Raw genomic sequence first — 17,702 nt, 5'->3', positions numbered from 1 at the left:
TACTAATATTTAATACCATTTTTCTGGGTTAGCGAACAATCATCACGTAACCTTTCATTGTTTTTTCAGAATTATCGCAAACCTTCACCTGTAGAATATAATAATAGGTTCCCGGGCTCAGGCCCTGGCCATTCCAGTTATTCTTATAATTCTTCTGGCGGAAAACCTCATTACCCCAACGGTTTATTACCGTAAGTTCATTTTCATCGTAATTCTCCAGATTTTCAACCACCCATTTTTCGTTCACGTCATCATTATTCGGCGAGAAAGCATTAGGAATTTTAAGGTCAGGGTCAGAGGCACTGGCTTTCATTTTCGCTTCTATTGGCAAGCCCTGGCAGGTAGCTGTTTGCGCAACCACCGAGATCTGTCCTTCAGCCGAACCGGCTTTCACCACAATAGAAGTTGTACCGGCACCGCTGAGTATCTGCCAATCGGCCGGAACAGTCCAGTTATAAGCTACAGCTCCCGGAATAGGATCTACCGAATAGCGTAAGCCAATGCATGGCGAACTTTCATCTTTAATTTCGTTTGTGAAAACCAATGGTACCTGAACAGTTACAGCCAGACGGGTTGCTGCGCTGGCACCGCAACCGTTCATTGCAACTACCACCACTTCACCACTATTCGTTCCACCATTCACTACAATAGAATCGGTACCCTGCCCGCTTACAATATTCCAGCCCTTAGGCACTTCCCAGCTAAAGGAATCGGCGCCTGCAACTCCGGCAATACTGAAAATCACTCCTTTTTCGTCAGCGCAAAGCGTTGTATTACCCAATATATTACCAATTATAACTGGCGGCTGGTTTGTTGGGGTAGCATTTAATTCACTTGGAGTTCCGGCTCCGCAACCATTGTAAGCAACTACTCCTACATTTCCGGCTTTGGTTCCAGGGGTTACTGTAATAGAAGTGGTTCCCTGTCCGGCAGTAATTTGCCAGCCTAAAGGCACCGTCCAGGTATAACCCGTTGCACCGTTTACGCCGGTAGTTCTGTAAGTAGTAGCAACATTTCCGGTACATGGCGAAAGTGGTCCTTCAATTACACCGGAAGTTAAGGGCGGTTTGGAGGTAGGTGTAGTAGCCAATGTACTGGCGCTGCTGCTGCCACAACCATTTGATGCTACTACTGAAACTAATCCGGAAGAAGTTCCGGCTGTTACCTGAATTGAAGTTGTTCCCTGTCCGCTAACAAGCGTCCAACCGGTTGGTAAAGTCCAGTTATAAGAAGAAGCACCTACTACCGGACTAATAGAATATACTAACCCCGTTTGGCCAGCACACGGACTACCACTAAATGGTGCCGTTATTTGTCCTGGCTGCGGAGGCGCAGTTGTTGAGATCATCACATTCAGGCTGGAAGCGGGGCTTGTACCACAACCATTTGTTGCCGTTACAGCAATAGTACCAGCGCCAGTGCCTGGAGTTACCGTTATACTATTTGTTCCCTGTCCGCTCACAATATTCCAGCCGGCAGGCACCGTCCAGGTATAAGCATAGGCACTATTAACAAGCAGCACAGAATACGTTAAATTACCACTTGTAGAGCATGGCACACTATTCCCGATAATATTTCCCGGCGCAACTGGCGGGGTAAAGGTTGGTTGCACAGCTTGAGTGCTGGCAATACCGGTTCCGCAACCATTAGCTGCTACCACCGAAATATTACCGGCTACGCTTCCGGCAGTTACCTGAATTGAGATAGTACCTTGTCCGCTGTTTATGGTCCAGCCGGCAGGCACTGTCCAGCTATAGCTGGAAGCTCCCGCTACTGCTGCAATTGAATATGTTAATCCTGTCTGGCCAATACACGGAATAGCAATACCCGTGATCGGTCCGGGAGCAGGCGCAGCTGTTGAAGAAGGAGTAACGTTTAGAGTCCGGGGTGCACCAGGTCCACAACTGTTTGTAGCACTAACACTCACATTACCTGAATTATTTCCGGTGGTAACTGTAATGCTCGTTGTACCCTGACCAGCTGTAATGGTCCAGCCGGCAGGCACGGTCCAGTTATACCCGGTTGCTCCGGTTACAGGAGCTATAGTATAAGTTACGTTCGATTGGCCGGTACAAGGCACCAGGTTTCCGGTAATATTACCAGGTGTAGCCGGCGGATTTGTGATCGGGACCAAAGCAAGTGCCGTTGAAAGACCGCTGCCGCAACCATTTGTCGCAACTACCGAAATATTACCCGGATTTGTGCCAGCTGTAACAGTAACAGTATTAGTACCCTGACCAGCAGTAATAGTCCAGCCTGCAGGCACTGACCAGGTATAACCTGAAGCATTGTTTACCGGTGCAATTGAATAAGTAATACCAGTCTGGTTGATACACATATTTACATTTCCGGTAATAGCCCCTGGAACCGGAGGAACAGCTGTTGCTGCAATTACCAGTGAAGTACTGGCCGAACCGGCGCCGCAAGCATTTGATGCCGTTACACTTATACTTCCATTAGAATTTCCTGCAGTTACTGTAATCGTATTTGTTCCTTGTCCGGAAGTAATAGTCCAGCCGGCAGGTACAGTCCAGTTATAAGAAGAAGCACCACTTACTACCGGAATACTATAAACATTCATAGTGCTTCCGGCGCACGGCACGGTGTTACCAGCAATATTACCTGGAACAGGTGGCGGAGTGGTGGTTGGTGTAAGACCTAAGGTACTGGCTGCACTCGAACCACAACCGTTTACCGCTACTACTGAAATTGGCCCGGAAGTAGAACCGGCAGTAACGGTGATTGAAGATGTACCCTGACCACTGGTAATAGTCCAGCCGGCTGGCACGGTCCAGTTGTAAGTAGAAGCACCACTTACCGGCACCAATGTATAAACCAGATTCGTCTGGCCTGCGCATGGATTTCCTCCAGTGGTACTCACAATGGCACCAGGAGCAGGAGGAACCGTTGTTGCCGGGGTAACTACTTGCGCAACGGCTGCTCCAGTCCCGCAACCATTTGTAGCGGTTACACTCACAGCACCGGCAGAGCTACCAGCTGTTACGGTAATTGTATTTGTTCCTTGTCCGGCAGTAATAGTCCAGCCGGCAGGTACAGTCCAGTTATAAGATCCAACTCCGCTTTGAGCCGGTACAGAATATGTAATAGAAGTCTGACCGATACAAGGCACGAACTGACCTGTGATTGGTCCGGTTACAACCGGCGGCGCAGTAACCGGATTTACGATGTAAGTAGCTACCGGACTGTTACCGCAACCATTTGTTGCAAACACAGAAATCACACCCGGATTAGCACCGGCAGAAACAGTAATGCTATTCGTTCCCTGGCCGGCAGTAATAGTCCAGCCGGTTGGTACAGTCCAGGAATAAGTAGAAGCATTTACAAGTGCAGGCACTGAATAAACCAAACCTACCTGGCTGACACATGGATCTCCGGCATTGTTGCTGGTAATAGGACCCGGAAGTGCCGGTGGTCCGGTAGCAGGATTGACGTTCAAGGTTTTGGGACCACTTGTTCCGCAGTCATTACTAACCGTAAGACTGATCACTCCTGCCAGGCTACCTGCCGTAACTGTAATGCTATTCGTTCCCTGACCGGCGGTAATGGTCCAGCCAGTTGGCACCGTCCAGGAATAATTGTTTACTGCCAGTAGCGGTGGAATACTATATACATTACCAGTAGAATTACGACAAGGGAAAGGATTTCCGGCTATCGGAGGAAGAACTGGTGGCGGAGGCGGAATTGCCCGGATGCGTTTCGTACTTGGTTCACTTTCGCCGCAGGAGTTTACAGCAGTTACTGAGATAACAGCAGAAGCGGTATCAGGCCCCGGCAACAAGCTTATAGAATTTGTATTTTGCCCGTTAGTAATGATCCAGCCGGTTGGCACACTCCAGTTATAACGGGTAGAACCTGGCACTGCAGCAATAGAATATGTGTTTCCCGTTCCGCCGATACAAAGTACAGCAGGGCCGGTAATAACGCCGGGTTTGGTAGGAACCGCGCAAATAGTTACACTGGAAGCATTATTGCTTTGATTATTGTCGATCGCATCGCCGGCTACCGTGGCGGTATTGGTAATAAAGTTCGGCGCAGTAATAGTGGCTACAATGGTTAATGTATCGGAATCGCCGTTATTCAGTTCATCTACCGACCAGAAACCGGTTGTCTGGCTGTAAGGCGTATGATTGGTAGTAGTAGCACTGATAAAAGTCAGGCCCGGCGGCAACAGGTCGCTTACAAGCAGGTTGGTTTCATTATTCGGGCCTAAGTTTTTTACAACAATGGTGTATGTAATTTGCGAACCTACAGCATATGGGCCGGGAGTTTTCGTTTTTGTAACAGAAATATCGGAGTTGAAGCGGGGCGGCGGAATAGTGATGGGGTTATTATTCAGCTGCACAAAACTATTAAGCGACATGGCACGGCCCTGCATAATGGCACCGTTACCCATGGTAATGCTCTGATTTGCAAAAACGGAACCCTTAATATTGGTACCGGCACCCATTATTACCGAGTTACCTACCTGCCAGAAAATATTCGGCGAACGGGCTCCCTGACGCATACTGATCAGGGCATTAGGCAATGTGGTAAGATTACCGAGAACCTGAAAAATAAATACGGCATTCGGATTTCCCTGCGCATTGAGGGTAAGAGTATCGGAAAGGGTGGCATTGCCGTTGAAACGATAAACGCCGGGCGTAACGGATTTTACCTGCCCGCCTAAAACCTGCCCACTGAGGTTTTGGGTAAATGTTTGCGCCGCAACCTGGTTGTAAGCAGCCGTCAGATCCGTCATGGCAGATTGATAGGCCGTGTTGTTAAGATGCTGCGCACCCGTTATAATTCCGGGGCCGGTTGGTGTACTTTGAGGTGGGGTAGTAAATGTAAAACCACTGAAGTAAGTTCCGGCACCAATATTGTCGTAGATAATAGTATTGCCGGTGCTGGTAATATGCGTACCAGCCAACACGGTAAAATTACCCATTGTCCCGAGCGTCGGCTTGGTTTGGCCGAAAGCGTTAAAAAGAGTAAGAACAAAAATTAATTTTATGAGTACAATTTTATTCATAAAAGCCACTAGCTACATTTCTTAAATAACTACAATTCCGACCAAGCAAAACACAAGAATGAATCAGGCAGAATTTCGTCAATCAAATATCTACAATTTTCAAATAATTCAAGCTACTTCTTTTAAAGTATTTGAAAACTTAACAATATATTTCCTTTCAAACTCAGAAAAGTGAAATTCAACAAGTTAAGTCAGAAAACACAAGTAATCTGCATTCATTTTCACCAAAAAGCAGCCAACATCCGGCAACACAATCAGTACAGTTTAAAAAGACTCATCTTTTTAAAAAATCCTCTAACCCAATGTTCTGAAATGGCGTTTTCTGCTTTTCTGACAAGTGCACTTTAACAGGAACATGGGAAAACGCTATGGTTTTCGGACAAAAAAGTAAGTATTCTGAGCCACTACAAAAATTATAAATTCATAATTCCATACTTCCGCCAAAAAATTATTCGTTGCCCGAATACTTCAATTTTTATTTGTGAAAGTATTTACCAAGCCACATGGCGCATAAACCTGACAAGCAGTTTTTTAGTGCAAAACCATAGCGTTTTTTACTGAATCTGGCCTGCAACTTCAAAAAGGGAAACATTTTATCAGCAACCGTACTTAATAAAAAGCTCATTGCTGCGGCGTAATTGTTAAATTTGTAAATGGCTAAGATTAAAACCTCTTATTTCTGCCAGAATTGCGGCGCGCAATCGGCAAAATGGATTGGGCGGTGCCCGGCTTGCGGCGAATGGAACACCTACGTGGAAGAAGTAATTCAGCGGGAGGAAGCCAATACGGTAGCCGCCTGGAAACCGGTTTCTTCAAGCCGGCAAATTGCTGCTAAACCGAAGCCACTCGCCGAAATAAGCTACCAGGAAGAACACCGCATAGAAACCTCCGACCAGGAACTGAACCGGGTTTTGGGCGGCGGCATCGTGCCGGGCTCTATGATTTTAATTGGCGGCGAACCGGGAATCGGGAAATCTACATTAATGCTGCAAATTGCACTTTCGCTTAAAACCCAACGGGTACTTTATGTAAGCGGCGAAGAAAGTGAATTGCAGATAAAAATGCGCGCCGAACGCTTGGGGCCAACGCCAAACAATTGCTTCATTCTTACCGAAACCGGCACGCAGAATATTTTCAAACAGATAGAACAATTACAACCCGAATTGCTGATCGTAGATTCTATTCAAACGTTGCATTCTTCTTTTATTGAGAGCGGCGCGGGCAGCATTTCGCAGGTACGAGAATGCACGGCGGAACTTTTAAAATATGCGAAAGAAAGTGGCACCCCGGTATTTTTAATTGGCCACATTACAAAAGAAGGAAACCTGGCCGGCCCGAAAATTCTGGAGCACATGGTAGATACGGTTCTGCAGTTTGAAGGCGACCGCCACATGACCTACCGTATTCTGCGCACCACCAAAAACCGTTTTGGCTCTACTTCGGAACTAGGTATTTATGAAATGCAGGGCAGCGGTTTAAGGCAAGTGAACAATCCTTCGGAAATACTCATTTCGCAACGCGAAGAAAGCCTGAGCGGCATTGCTATTGGCGCGACTCTGGAAGGCAACCGGCCGTTTTTAATTGAAGTGCAAAGCCTGGTAAGCCCGGCCACGTATGGTACGCCGCAGCGCTCCAGTACCGGCTTCGATGCCAAACGCTTAAATATGTTGCTGGCTGTGCTGGAAAAACGCGGCGGTTTTAAACTGGGTACGCAAGACGTTTTCCTGAATATTGCAGGCGGTTTAAAAGTGGAAGACCCGGCTATAGACCTGGCCGTTTGTGCTTCTATTTTATCTTCCTTCGACGACCTAGTCATACCAAGCACCACTTGTTTTGCGGCCGAAGTTGGCTTGAGCGGCGAGATACGGGCGGTGAACCGGATCGAGAACCGGATAAGCGAAGCGGAGAAACTGGGCTTTAAAGAAATTTATATTTCGAAGTTTAATGTTAAAGGACTGGACTTAAAGAACCGGGGCATTAAGATTCACACAGTTAGCAAACTGGAAGAGGTGTTAAGCGGCCTGTTTGGCTGATGCTTAAATTCAAAAATTCTTTAAATAGTAACATAAGTTCCTTCCATATTTCCGCAAACAGACTTGTTTCTTAATTTCTTTTAAAAAGATGCAGGAGAATCGAATTTTTTTAAAAATAATTTGTCTGTGTTTCAATATCTTTAGGAAACAAATTCAATATACCTTAGCCGCAAACTGCTGAAGCATACTGATAACAAGGCTCTGCAAACCATTTTGAGCCGGATCGCTTTCCAGAATTAAGACAAAGCAAAGAGATAGGCAACGATTTATGAGAAAAGGATTACTCCTCACCATTTTAACAGGCATTTGTTTTTCGGCGGCGGCCCAGAACGTAACGCTTACCGGCAAAGTAAGCAACGCTGAAAGCGATAGCATTTTATTACAAATTCCCGACAACCCTTTTGACGCCCGCACGCATAAAACGTATGCTGCCCTGAACGAAAAAGGCGAATTCCGGATGACCTTGCAACTGGAGAAACCAGTACTGGCCGACCTGACCAACGGCGAAGACGGCATTACGCTTTTTTTACAGCCCGGCGACAACCTGGAACTGAAATTCAGCGCCGACAACGTGGTAAAAACCATAAAATTTAAAGGCCAGGGCGAAGCAGAAAACGTATATCTGCGCGAGCAGGAAAAGAAATTTGAAGAGAACGAAGATTATCAGGTTTTGCCCGATAATATTTACATGCGTGAAGAACAGTTCTCGAAATTCATAAACGCGAAGAAAGAGGATCAGGAAATTTTTCTGCAAAAATATATTGCCAAAAGCCCGCTTTCCGAAGCCTTTCAGAAATACGCCAAAGCACAGATCGAATTTACCTGGGCTAACGACCGTCTGACCTTCCCGGATTTACGCGAAAAGATCGTATTTGCCGAGAAGCGCCTGACAATGACGCCCGCTTATTTTGAATTCCTGAAAACGCTCGACCTGAATAACCCTGCTGCTTTTATTAGCCCGGTTTACAACGATTTTGCCATGAATTACCTGCATTACCTGGCAACGGCAGGCAATTTCAAGAAAACCGATCAGGATTATTTCTACCAGCTTTTTGAACTGGCTAAAAACAAATTAAGCGGCAACGCGCTGAATTTAGTGCAGGCCCGCATTATTTTCGAATCTTGCAAAACCGGCCATATTGGGTTTACCGACCGCATGCTCCGCGATTTCAACAAAAGCAACAGCAACCCAAAATTTGCCAAGCTGATAAACGACACCTACGAAGCCAATAAAAAATTTGCTATCGGTAGCCCGGCTCCGGATTTTGTAATGACCACCGTTTCCGGCGACACTGTAAGCCTGCAGGATTTTAAAGGCAAGCTGGTTTACCTGAGCTTCTGGGAAACGAATTGCGGTTTGTGCCTGATGGATATGCCGTATGCGCAGGATCTGGCCAAGAAAATGGAAGGCCGCGACATTGTTTTTGTGAACATCGGCATGGATAAAGACGAAAAAGCGTGGCGCAACATGGTTACCAAAAAGCAGCTTTTAGGCGTACATGCCTTTGGTAAAACTGCTTCTGAAGACCTGAAAAAACTTTACGAACTGAAAGAAAACCCGTCTTACTTTTTAATTGCCGAAGACGGTACATTCCTGAATACCAAACCGAAACGCCCAAGCAGCCACGGCTCTACCGACGAAATTGCCCAGAGTTTTGGCAAAGCAGCTAATACGGCAACTGCACTGAAAAAATAAACTAATTGTTAAATGGCTTAATTGTTAAATTGTTGAGCTACTAAAACTGAAAAGCCTGCCTGAAAACGGTAGGCTTTTTTGTTAAAAAAGTATAGCATTTGCCTTCACCTTGGTCTGTGGCGCACAGACCAAGGCTCTTTGGTAAAAACAGTATGATAAGCCTGAAAAGCCTGCCACAAAACGGTAGGCTTTTTTGCTTTAAAACCAGAGCATTATTCAAATAGCTTCCTGATTTCAGAATAAGATTGGGCGCGGGCATTTTTCTGATTACTTTTACGTAGAAAGCCATTCCAGATGAATTCGAAGGTACGCGACGGTTTCAATTTCCTCTCTAAACTTACGCTGAAACGCAGTTTTAACGCGGCGCAGGTGGTAGGTAGTTACGTGCTTTCCAAAATAACCGGCAAAGCCAACCATTATGGCAGCCCGCTGAGCATTTCTTTTGAACCGACTACCAGTTGTAATTTACGATGCCCGGAATGCCCGAGCGGTTTGCGCTCTTTCACCCGGCCCACCGGTATGCTGCAGGACGATCTTTTCAAAAAAACGATAGACGAACTGCACCAGAAATTGCTTTATCTCATTTTCTATTTTCAGGGCGAACCTTATTTGCACCCGCGGTTTTTAGAACTGGCCAAATACGCTTCCAGTAAAGGAATTTATACGGCAACTTCCACCAACGCCCATTATTTAAACGATGAAAACGCCCGTAAAACGGTAGAAAGCGGCCTCGACAGAATTATTATTTCCATAGACGGCGCTACGCAGGAAGTTTACCAGAATTACCGGGTAGGCGGCAAGCTGGATAAAGTGCTGGAAGGCACGCGCAACCTGGTGAAGTGGAAAAAGGAATTGAAATCGCAGACGCCGTTTATTATTTTTCAGTTTCTGGTAGTAAAACCGAATGAGCATCAGATAGCCGATGTAAAGCAGCTCGGCAAGGAAATTGGCGTGGACGATGTGTGGTTCAAAACGGCGCAGATCTACGATTACCAGCACGGGTCGCCGCTTATTCCTACCATCGATTATTATTCGCGCTACCAGAACAATGGCAACGGAACATGGTCGTTAAAGAATAAGCTGATAGACCATTGCTGGAAAATGTGGCATAGCTGCGTAATTACCTGGGATGGCCTGGTGGTGCCGTGCTGTTTCGATAAAGATGCCGAATACCGTTTGGGCGACCTGAAAAACCAAAGCTTCAAACAACTCTGGCAAGGCGAAAAATACCGCAACTTCCGGAGCCAGCTTTTAAAAGGCCGCAGCCAGATAGAAATGTGTAAAAACTGCACCGAAGGCACTAAAGTTTGGGGCTGATTTAAATTGTTTAATTGCTGATTGTTAATTGTTGATTGATCAGGATTTACGAATGAATTATCCATTTACAATTAGGCAGTTTTTCAGCGTTAAAGCATACCGTTTTTAGTTATACAACCAATCAGCAATTAACAATTTAACAATTTAACAATTCAGCCATTAAACAATTTAAAATGCAAGATGAACTGGTTACGCTGGCAGCGTATTTAATGCCGGTAGAGGCGCATATTCTGAAAGGGCGGCTGGAGTCGGAGGGAATTCCGGCGTATGTGATCGGGGAAAATTTTTCGACCATATACCCGTTTGCGGCGCAGCTTACCGGCGGTGTAAAATTGAAAGTAGCCGCTACTGATCTGGAACGCGCAAAGGAGATTCTGGCCGATAAACCTTTTCTTTCGGAAGAACAATAAATGAAACGGCAGTTTTTAGCAGAAAAACGGTAGCGTTTTTGCCTGTAAAAGTGGCCGGCTAATTGCTCACCAATTTGCTATACAACAAAACCAATTTGCAAATTGCCGTATAGTTAAAACCGACTTCGCGGGAAAATTCGCGCTTTTATGAATGAAATTAACAACGCCTTAAAGCTGGTATCGGAAAAGCTGGAAATGTGGCTGCAGTATTTTATTTTAATGCTGCCCAACCTGATCATGGCCATTCTGGTACTGATCGTCACGTTTCTGGTAGCCCGGTTGTTCAGAAAAGGCTCCGAAAAATTACTGGTTAAAGTTTCGCACAGCGTGCCGCTGAATAACCTTATTGCTACGCTGGTTTACACGGGCGTAATTCTAATGGGGATCTTCTTTGCGCTTGGCATTCTGAAACTCGATAAAACGGTTACTTCGTTGCTGGCCGGGGTTGGTATTTTGGGTTTAGCGCTCGGTTTTGCTTTTCAGGATATTGCGGCCAACTTTATTTCCGGGGTAATTATTGCCGTGCGCAAGCCTTTTGGCGTGGGCGATGTAATTGAAACCAACGAACATTTCGGCACCATAGAACGCATAAACATGCGCACCATCGACATCCGGCGGCAAACCGGCGAACTGGTAAAAGTACCTAACCGCAAGGTTTTTGAAAGCGCCACGATCAATTTCACTTATTATGGCTTGCGGCGAATTGACCTGAACTACCGCGTTTCTTACCAGGAAGATCTCGATAAAGTGGTGGCCGTTACCTTAGAAGCCGTACAAGGCATTACCGGCCAGATAGATTCGAAGGAAGTGGAAGTGTTTTTCGAGGAATTCAGCGAAAGCGCCATTATTGTGCTAGTGCGGTTCTGGGTGCATTATACGCGCCAAACCGATTATGTAACGGCCCGCAGCGAAGCCATTATGAAGATCAAAAAAGCTTACGACTTACACCATATCAAATTTCCGTTCCCGATCCAAACCTTCGAATTCGATTCGAGCCGGCAACAGGGTGCGTCGCCTTTGGCAGCTTTTACGCCCACACCAATCCCGCCTACCATCGAACCTTTCCCAACGCCAGATGCAAGCAAAAAAACCGGCAGCCAAACTACTACTACTTTCGAAGAAGAAACCGAAAAACCGAACGGGAATTGATGCGCTTTCTTTTAGAATGAGTGAATTGCTGAACGAGAGTTGAAGTCAGGGTGAAAAACTTTAAAGCGCACTATACAGAAATCTGAGTTTTAAGCGCGAAAACTATAGCGTTTCAGTTATAAAAAAACCGGTTCAGCTTTTCGCCAAACCGGTTTTTTTTAAGCACTGAAATTAATAACACGTTAAACGATCAACACATTACTTATTCTTCTTATCGAGGTTTTTGCCAAGGTCTTCTACCTGTTTCAGGAAAGCGTCTACGTTGCTGTCGGCGTAAGTTCCGTAGGAGTTGGAAATGGTACCTTTTACACCGTCGGTGGTTTCTATGGCATATAAGATCGACATATCATCGGGGTCGCTTTCGCCTTCAAAACGGTAAAAATCTACGATCTGCACATCCTCTGCATTATACATTTTATCGGTGCCCATTACGCATAATTTGCCTTGCGATACTTTAAAATCGGCGGTAAAACCTTCCCGGTCGAGGCGTTTTTCTACGTTTATCAGCGAGCGTTCTTCTTCTTTGTCTTGCATAGTTTTATAGCTTTTTAGTTTTTACAGCGTTAAAATATAGTATGAAAGCTATACGTAAAAAGCCCGCCAATGTGTTGACCTGAAAAGAAAAAAACTAAAAAATAAGAAAAACCATTTTGCATCCGGAACCTGAAAAACCCCAGGTTTTCAGCCCAAAAAACCGAAAAAAACGGCAGGGAAAAAGCTTAAAAAAATCAGAGGAAGGGAATAAATTATTTGCGTTGCGCCGCTTTTATCTGCTTTTCCAGCGCATCCGGATTTATGGTGGAGCAACCGCCGCAGCCTTTGGCACAACTTTTCTCGTTGCTGGTAGCCTGCCGCCAGAACATGCGCCCCAGGTAAGCAACCGCCGCCACAAAAATAAGAAGGATCAGAATTTCCTGCATCGTAATGCTTTAACGTTTACAAAGGTACAAAAAGTTTATGGTCGGATTAATTTTGCAGTGCGTTTAGCGGCGCCTTGTATAAAAACTGCCGGAAATTCTTAGCCGGATCTTTATAAAGGAAATAAACCTGACCGTTATGTACCGAAATTTTTTCCGCAAACGGATGCCCCAGTTTATAAGTACTCAACAGTTCGCCGGTTTGCAGGTCTAAAAGCCTTAACTCCGGAAGCCCGTTTTTACGGAATAAAACATACGCTTTTTCCTGCGGCGCATCTATCAAGATCTGCTTGTCCCAATTCGGCTGCAAATGGTAATTCACCGGTAAAACTCTTCGCAGGCTATCGCGCTCATAAAATTCAATTTCGCCGTTCACATGATCGAACAAACAAATTTCTTTACCGATTTTTAGCAAGGGTACGTATGGCGCTTCGAACATGACTTTTTGGGCGAAAGCAATATTATTTTCTAACGTATGTGCGGTGCGGTTCATATTCATTTCAGGATCTGCACCATTTTGTCCGCTTCTGAAAAACTGAAACCTGGCTTCACTTTGTTGCATGGTCAGAACGGCTTCATCTGCCACCATACGAAATAATTTTGTTTCGTGGCTTTGCCGGTTTACCGTGTAAAAAGAAACGATAATGCCTTTGTTGATATTCCGCCGGAAGTACGCATTTTCATTATCAGTTGTCAGACAGGGAAACAAATGTTGTTCAAAAGTAGCTTTGGTTTCGGGCGGGTACAAGGCTAAAGAAACAGAATCTAAATAAATCTGAAAAGCATGGTTCGCGGTGAGTAAATGCAGATTTTCCAGGCAATCTACGTAGAGCTTTTCGGCGTAAACCGGTAACCGGCAATTCATCAGCAGGCTGTCGTTGTATAAATTCAGCACCTGAAGGGTAGGGTTTTTCTGCCCGGTTTCCCAGCCCAAAACAAAAAGCCGGTCATTCGTAATGCCAAAATCCAAAACCGTTTCCGGACGAACTTTGGCCGGTTTCAGTTTTTTAGATGCTGTAATTCTTACTTCCGAAAGCGTATTTGTTTTAGGTGTTAAACTAACTGTAATATTAGCTTGGCCAGGCTTTAGTTTAAGTGTAAATTTCTCATAACCCAAATGCGAAATAATAAGCATTTGCCCCGCAAAAACGGTATCGATTGGCAGCGAAAAACTACCTTTAGCATCTGTGGCAATAGCTTTTTCAGCATTGCTGAACTGAATGACCGCACCTTCAATGGGCAAAGCAGTTTTTGTATCTAAAACCCTACCATTCAGCACTTTTTGTTGCGCAAAAGCAACCGGTACCGCCAAAAGCAAACAAGTAAATATTACCAGAAAAAAACTGCTTTTTAAAACCGGCATTGCCTCTTCATATCAGAACCGTGTTAAGTTACGATCCGGGAAATAAAAACGCTATGTTTTTGAAGTAAAAAAGTCAATTGTCTGAATTTGGATTCGTCAAATTTGAAGATTAAGGGATTTAGCCACCCCTAACCCCTCCTTGAAAAGGAGGGGAGCTTTTCTCTACTATAATTTCACTCTTAACGCAAGCGCAGCGTTTCCTGAAAATCACATTTGCTAGGAAACTAAACTAAAAAGAAGTGCACTACGAAGGTGAATGATACCAGTTTCTGGGTGCGCGGCCTCCGCACTTTCCGGTTTCGTCAGAAAAGCCGCTTGCGGCTAAGAAAGGGTGAGACGCGAACGCAGAAACGAAGCCTGCCCGGCTTGAGGGAGAAGATTGCCGATGAAAGTTAAAAGTCAGCTGTTTAGCAGAAAGGGTGTTTCAAAACGCTAGCACTTTTAGTTGAAAAACTACTTACCGCCGACGAGGTCCTTCAGAGCTACGCTCGCAATCTTCGCGCTCCCCCGCTCAATTGTGCTCAGGATGACAGAAATGGCATGCTTTTCAGCATAAAAACTACCAGTTACACTCTTTAATAACCGCCAGCATTTCCGCATGAACGGCACTGTTACTCGCCACAATCTCCCGGTCAAAAACCGGGTCACCAGCCTCTTTAAACGTAGTAACATTACCGCCTGCTTCGCGCACAATTAAAACGCCAGCAGCCACATCCCAGGCATTCAGGTTAAATTCGAAGAAACCTTCAAACCGGCCGCAAGCCACGTACGCCAGATCTACTGCTGCCGAACCCAAGCGCCGTACGCCATGCGATTTTGCCATGAACGCACCCAGAATTTTCAGGTAATCCTGCATTTTTCCGAAAGTAGTGTACGGAAAACCGGTTGCTACTAAAGAATCGGCCAGTTTTTCGGCTTTGGAAACTTTAATCGGTTTATTGTTCAGGAAGGCGCCGCCGTTTTTCCAGGCAGAAAAGGTTTCGTCGCGGTTTATTTCGTAAATCACGCCCAGCACAATTTCATTGCCTTGCATAAGCGCCACACTGATAGAAAAAACCGGCAGCGCGTGCATAAAATTGGTGGTACCATCCAGCGGATCGATGATCCAGTTGTAGATTTCTTTGCGCGTAGATTCAGTGCCTTCTTCAGTAATAAAGCCGGCTTCGGGCAACAGTTTTTTCAGGGCATCTACCAACTGCTTTTCCGCCTCCTTATCTACGTACGAAACCAGGTCGTTGAAGCCTTTGTGCTCGATCTTGGAAGCGTCGAATTTCTGACCTTCTTCTCTTATAAAAGCGCCTACGCAACGGGTTTCGGAAACAACTTGCTTACAAAGATTTTCTAGGTTCATAGTGCGGGTGATGCGGTTTGCGAAGTAAAATTTTATGCAGCAATACGTAAATGATCAGCGCCAAAGCCAGCCATTGCGCCGCCGGACCGATCAGATCGCCGGTGCGGCTGAAAACGGTTAATTCGGTGTTCAGTTTTACGGTTTCGCGCAAGGCAGCCTGTTTCCACCATTCCGACTTTTGCAGAAAATCGCCGCGCTGGTTTATAAAGCCCGAAATGCCGGTATTGGCCGAACGCGCTATGCTGCGGCGGTTTTCGATAGCGCGTAACGTGGCGTATTGCAAGTGTTGTTTATAACCTGGGCTGTCGCTCCACCAGCCGTCGTTGGTAATGATGCAGATGAGGGTGGCGCCGTTCCGAATATATTCGCTCACGTAGCCGCCGTAAATAGATTCGTAGCAGATCACGGGCGCTGAAGCCGGTTGCCCGGTTCCGGAATGCGGGAAAACGGAGCGTTCTTCCTGCGTGCCATGCGTACCCACCATGCCACCTAAGTCAATGGCCAGCGGACCTAAAAACTTGAAAAACTGCGGATAAGGCAATTTCTCCACGCCCGGCACCAGTTTCGATTTATGGTAAAGCGAAATTTCACCTTTATTCGTCAGGTACATGCCCGTGTTGAAGACATCGTAATAACCCAGGTCTTCGCGAAAACGGGCCGATGGGGTAGCCAACTTTGCATCCGGATAAAGTGCGTACGAATTGATGCCGGTTAAAAGATCTAATCCGGGGCGGCTGGCAACAAAACTTTTCAGCGTGGCAATATCCGGGTAATTATGGATCTGGTCTTCCTGAAAATTCTCACCGATCGCAGTTTCCGGCCAGACTAATAATTTAGTTTTTGGTGTAACGGTTTGTTCCGAAAGTGTAAGCAAACGCGCTAATTGTTGTTCAGTGGGAAGGTAATTTTTACCATCGCGGAATTTTTCTTCATACGGATCAATATTCGGCTGCACCACCACCACTTCCGCTTCCGCGCCTTTTTCCTCATAACTGAAATACATACCATAGGAAATCGCTATGGGAATTACGACCAAAAGTGCAGGTGCCAGATAAGGCTTCCAGCTTTTTTCAGGATTATCAGCAAAAGCTTTAAAGAACAGGATATTCCCCAGGATCAGCCATACGGAACCACCTAAATGGCCGGTAAATTCGTACCACTGCACCCATTCCGGCCGCTGCGCAAAACCATTTCCCAGTGTAAGCCACGGCCACGTTAAGTCCCAGCCCAAATGAAAATATTCGAACGCCAGCCAGTAAACGATGAAACTTGCGTAGCCAATCTTCGGGCCTAATCTTCGCTTGGTAAAAAAGAAAAGCATGGCCGGAATACACATGAGCAGCGCGTTACACAGCACCGCCGCAATACCGCCTGGCAAGGTAGAATAAGATACCCAATACGTTGCAAATGCATTCCAGAGCACAAAAAGCAGGTATGCGTATTTGAAAAACGTAGCCGCCGGCCGCGTGAATGACGGGTGCTCAATAATGCGTTCAATTAAGAACAGCGGCACCAATCCGAAAAACAGCAAGAGCGGTAACGGTTTGGTGGGCCACCCGAGCCAGAGCAGAAATGCGCCCAGCACAGCCAGCAGCGGTAAATATTTGCGGTTATTTGCGGCCTTCCACAACAAGAACAAACTCTCCTTTTATAGCTTTAGTGGTGAAAATTTTAACCAGTTCTTCCAAACTGCCGTTCAGCGTTTCTTCAAACATTTTAGTCAGCTCTCTGGAAACGGAAGCCTGGCGCTCCGGACCGAAATACTCGGCAAACTGGGTTAAGGTTTTTAAAATGCGGTGCGGCGATTCGTAAAAGATCATGGTGCGTTCTTCGTTTTTCAGACTTTCGAGGCGCGTTTGCCTACCCTTTTTCACGGGCAGAAATCCTTCGAACGTAAACCGCTCAGAACTGAAACCTGATTTTACCAGCGCCGGAACAAACGCGGTTGCGCCCGGCAGACATTCTACTTTTATACCTTCCTGCAAACAAGCCCGCACCAGCAAAAACCCGGGATCGGAAATGCCCGGCGTGCCGGCATCGGAAACCAGGGCCATTTTCTCGCCGCCTTTTAAACGTTCAACCAAATGCGCCACGGCTTTGTGTTCGTTGTGCAGATGGTGGCTGTGCATGCGTTTGTCAATACCCAGGTGGTGCAAAAGTTTGCCGCTGGTGCGCGTGTCTTCGGCCAGCACTACATCTACTTCTTTCAAAACCCGAATGGCGCGCAAGGTTATATCTTCGAGATTGCCAATGGGGGTGGGTACTAAAAATAAGCTGGTTTCTTCCTGCATAGCTGCCAAAGTTACGAAATATGTGGCAAAGCGTTCCGGAGTTTTTCGGGCCAAAAGTATAGCGTTTTTCGCTCGCGTTTCATTTAAAAGAACATTCCAGACACCAAAAGAAAGGGTAGGCGCAATAAATAAATCTTGTCTGT

General features: G+C 45.9%; 12 protein-coding genes. 5 read left to right on the top strand and 7 right to left on the bottom strand.

From position 1 onward, the window contains the following. Positions 1–28: 28 nt before the first annotated feature. Positions 29–4,948 carry an ice-binding family protein gene (locus ACFPIB_RS10550; protein ID WP_378017417.1) on the bottom strand — a complete coding sequence of 1,640 codons (4,920 nt, stop codon included), beginning with the start codon at positions 4,946–4,948 and terminating at the stop codon, positions 29–31. Between the two features lie 737 nt (positions 4,949–5,685). On the opposite strand from ACFPIB_RS10550, the gene radA reads away from it, so the two are divergent. From radA to ACFPIB_RS10525, 5 genes are all read left to right on the top strand, one after another. Continuing rightward, positions 5,686–7,065, top strand: coding sequence for a DNA repair protein RadA (gene radA, locus ACFPIB_RS10545; protein ID WP_378017416.1), 1,380 nt, complete (start codon positions 5,686–5,688; stop codon positions 7,063–7,065). A 268-nt stretch (positions 7,066–7,333) separates the two neighbouring features. Continuing rightward, on the top strand, positions 7,334–8,761 hold the full coding sequence (locus ACFPIB_RS10540; RefSeq protein WP_378017415.1) for a TlpA family protein disulfide reductase: 1,428 nt from the start codon (positions 7,334–7,336) through the stop codon (positions 8,759–8,761). 294 nt (positions 8,762–9,055) lie between these two features. Further along, positions 9,056–10,078, top strand: coding sequence for an SPASM domain-containing protein (locus ACFPIB_RS10535; RefSeq protein WP_378017414.1), 1,023 nt, complete (start codon positions 9,056–9,058; stop codon positions 10,076–10,078). 173 nt (positions 10,079–10,251) lie between these two features. Next, positions 10,252–10,488 carry a putative signal transducing protein gene (locus ACFPIB_RS10530; protein WP_378017413.1) on the top strand — a complete coding sequence of 79 codons (237 nt, stop codon included), beginning with the start codon at positions 10,252–10,254 and terminating at the stop codon, positions 10,486–10,488. Positions 10,489–10,635: 147 nt separating this feature from the next. After that, on the top strand, positions 10,636–11,637 hold the full coding sequence (locus tag ACFPIB_RS10525; RefSeq protein ID WP_378017412.1) for a mechanosensitive ion channel family protein: 1,002 nt from the start codon (positions 10,636–10,638) through the stop codon (positions 11,635–11,637). 198 nt (positions 11,638–11,835) lie between these two features. Here the strand turns inward: ACFPIB_RS10525 and ACFPIB_RS10520 are convergent, their stop codons facing one another. The 6 genes from ACFPIB_RS10520 to rsmI all read right to left on the bottom strand — a co-directional run bounded on the left by ACFPIB_RS10520 (position 11,836) and on the right by rsmI (position 17,559). Continuing rightward, on the bottom strand, positions 11,836–12,171 hold the full coding sequence (locus ACFPIB_RS10520) for a hypothetical protein (protein ID WP_378017411.1): 336 nt from the start codon (positions 12,169–12,171) through the stop codon (positions 11,836–11,838). Positions 12,172–12,383: 212 nt separating this feature from the next. Next, a complete protein-coding gene (locus ACFPIB_RS10515) occupies positions 12,384–12,557 on the bottom strand; it encodes a FeoB-associated Cys-rich membrane protein (protein ID WP_378017410.1) in 174 nt (57 codons plus the stop codon). 46 nt (positions 12,558–12,603) lie between these two features. Next, on the bottom strand, positions 12,604–13,872 hold the full coding sequence (locus ACFPIB_RS10510; RefSeq protein WP_378017409.1) for a carboxypeptidase-like regulatory domain-containing protein: 1,269 nt from the start codon (positions 13,870–13,872) through the stop codon (positions 12,604–12,606). Positions 13,873–14,476: 604 nt separating this feature from the next. Further along, entirely contained in the window at positions 14,477–15,268 is a 792-nt protein-coding gene (locus ACFPIB_RS10505) for an inositol monophosphatase family protein (protein ID WP_378017408.1), read from the bottom strand. Continuing rightward, positions 15,246–16,901: an apolipoprotein N-acyltransferase gene (gene lnt, locus ACFPIB_RS10500; RefSeq protein ID WP_378017407.1), complete on the bottom strand. Its 1,656-nt coding sequence runs from the start codon at positions 16,899–16,901 to the stop codon at positions 15,246–15,248. Before lnt ends, ACFPIB_RS10505 begins: the two co-directional genes overlap by 23 nt. After that, positions 16,879–17,559 carry a 16S rRNA (cytidine(1402)-2'-O)-methyltransferase gene (gene rsmI / locus ACFPIB_RS10495; RefSeq protein WP_378017493.1) on the bottom strand — a complete coding sequence of 227 codons (681 nt, stop codon included), beginning with the start codon at positions 17,557–17,559 and terminating at the stop codon, positions 16,879–16,881. Before rsmI ends, lnt begins: the two co-directional genes overlap by 23 nt. Between the last annotated feature and the right edge of the window lie 143 nt (positions 17,560–17,702).

This window comes from Adhaeribacter terreus, from assembly GCF_042657365.1.
Taxonomy (GTDB): domain Bacteria; phylum Bacteroidota; class Bacteroidia; order Cytophagales; family Hymenobacteraceae; genus Adhaeribacter_A; species Adhaeribacter_A terreus.
The sequence above is the reverse complement of the archived record's forward strand: the minus strand, read 5'-3'. Positions and strand labels throughout refer to the sequence as shown.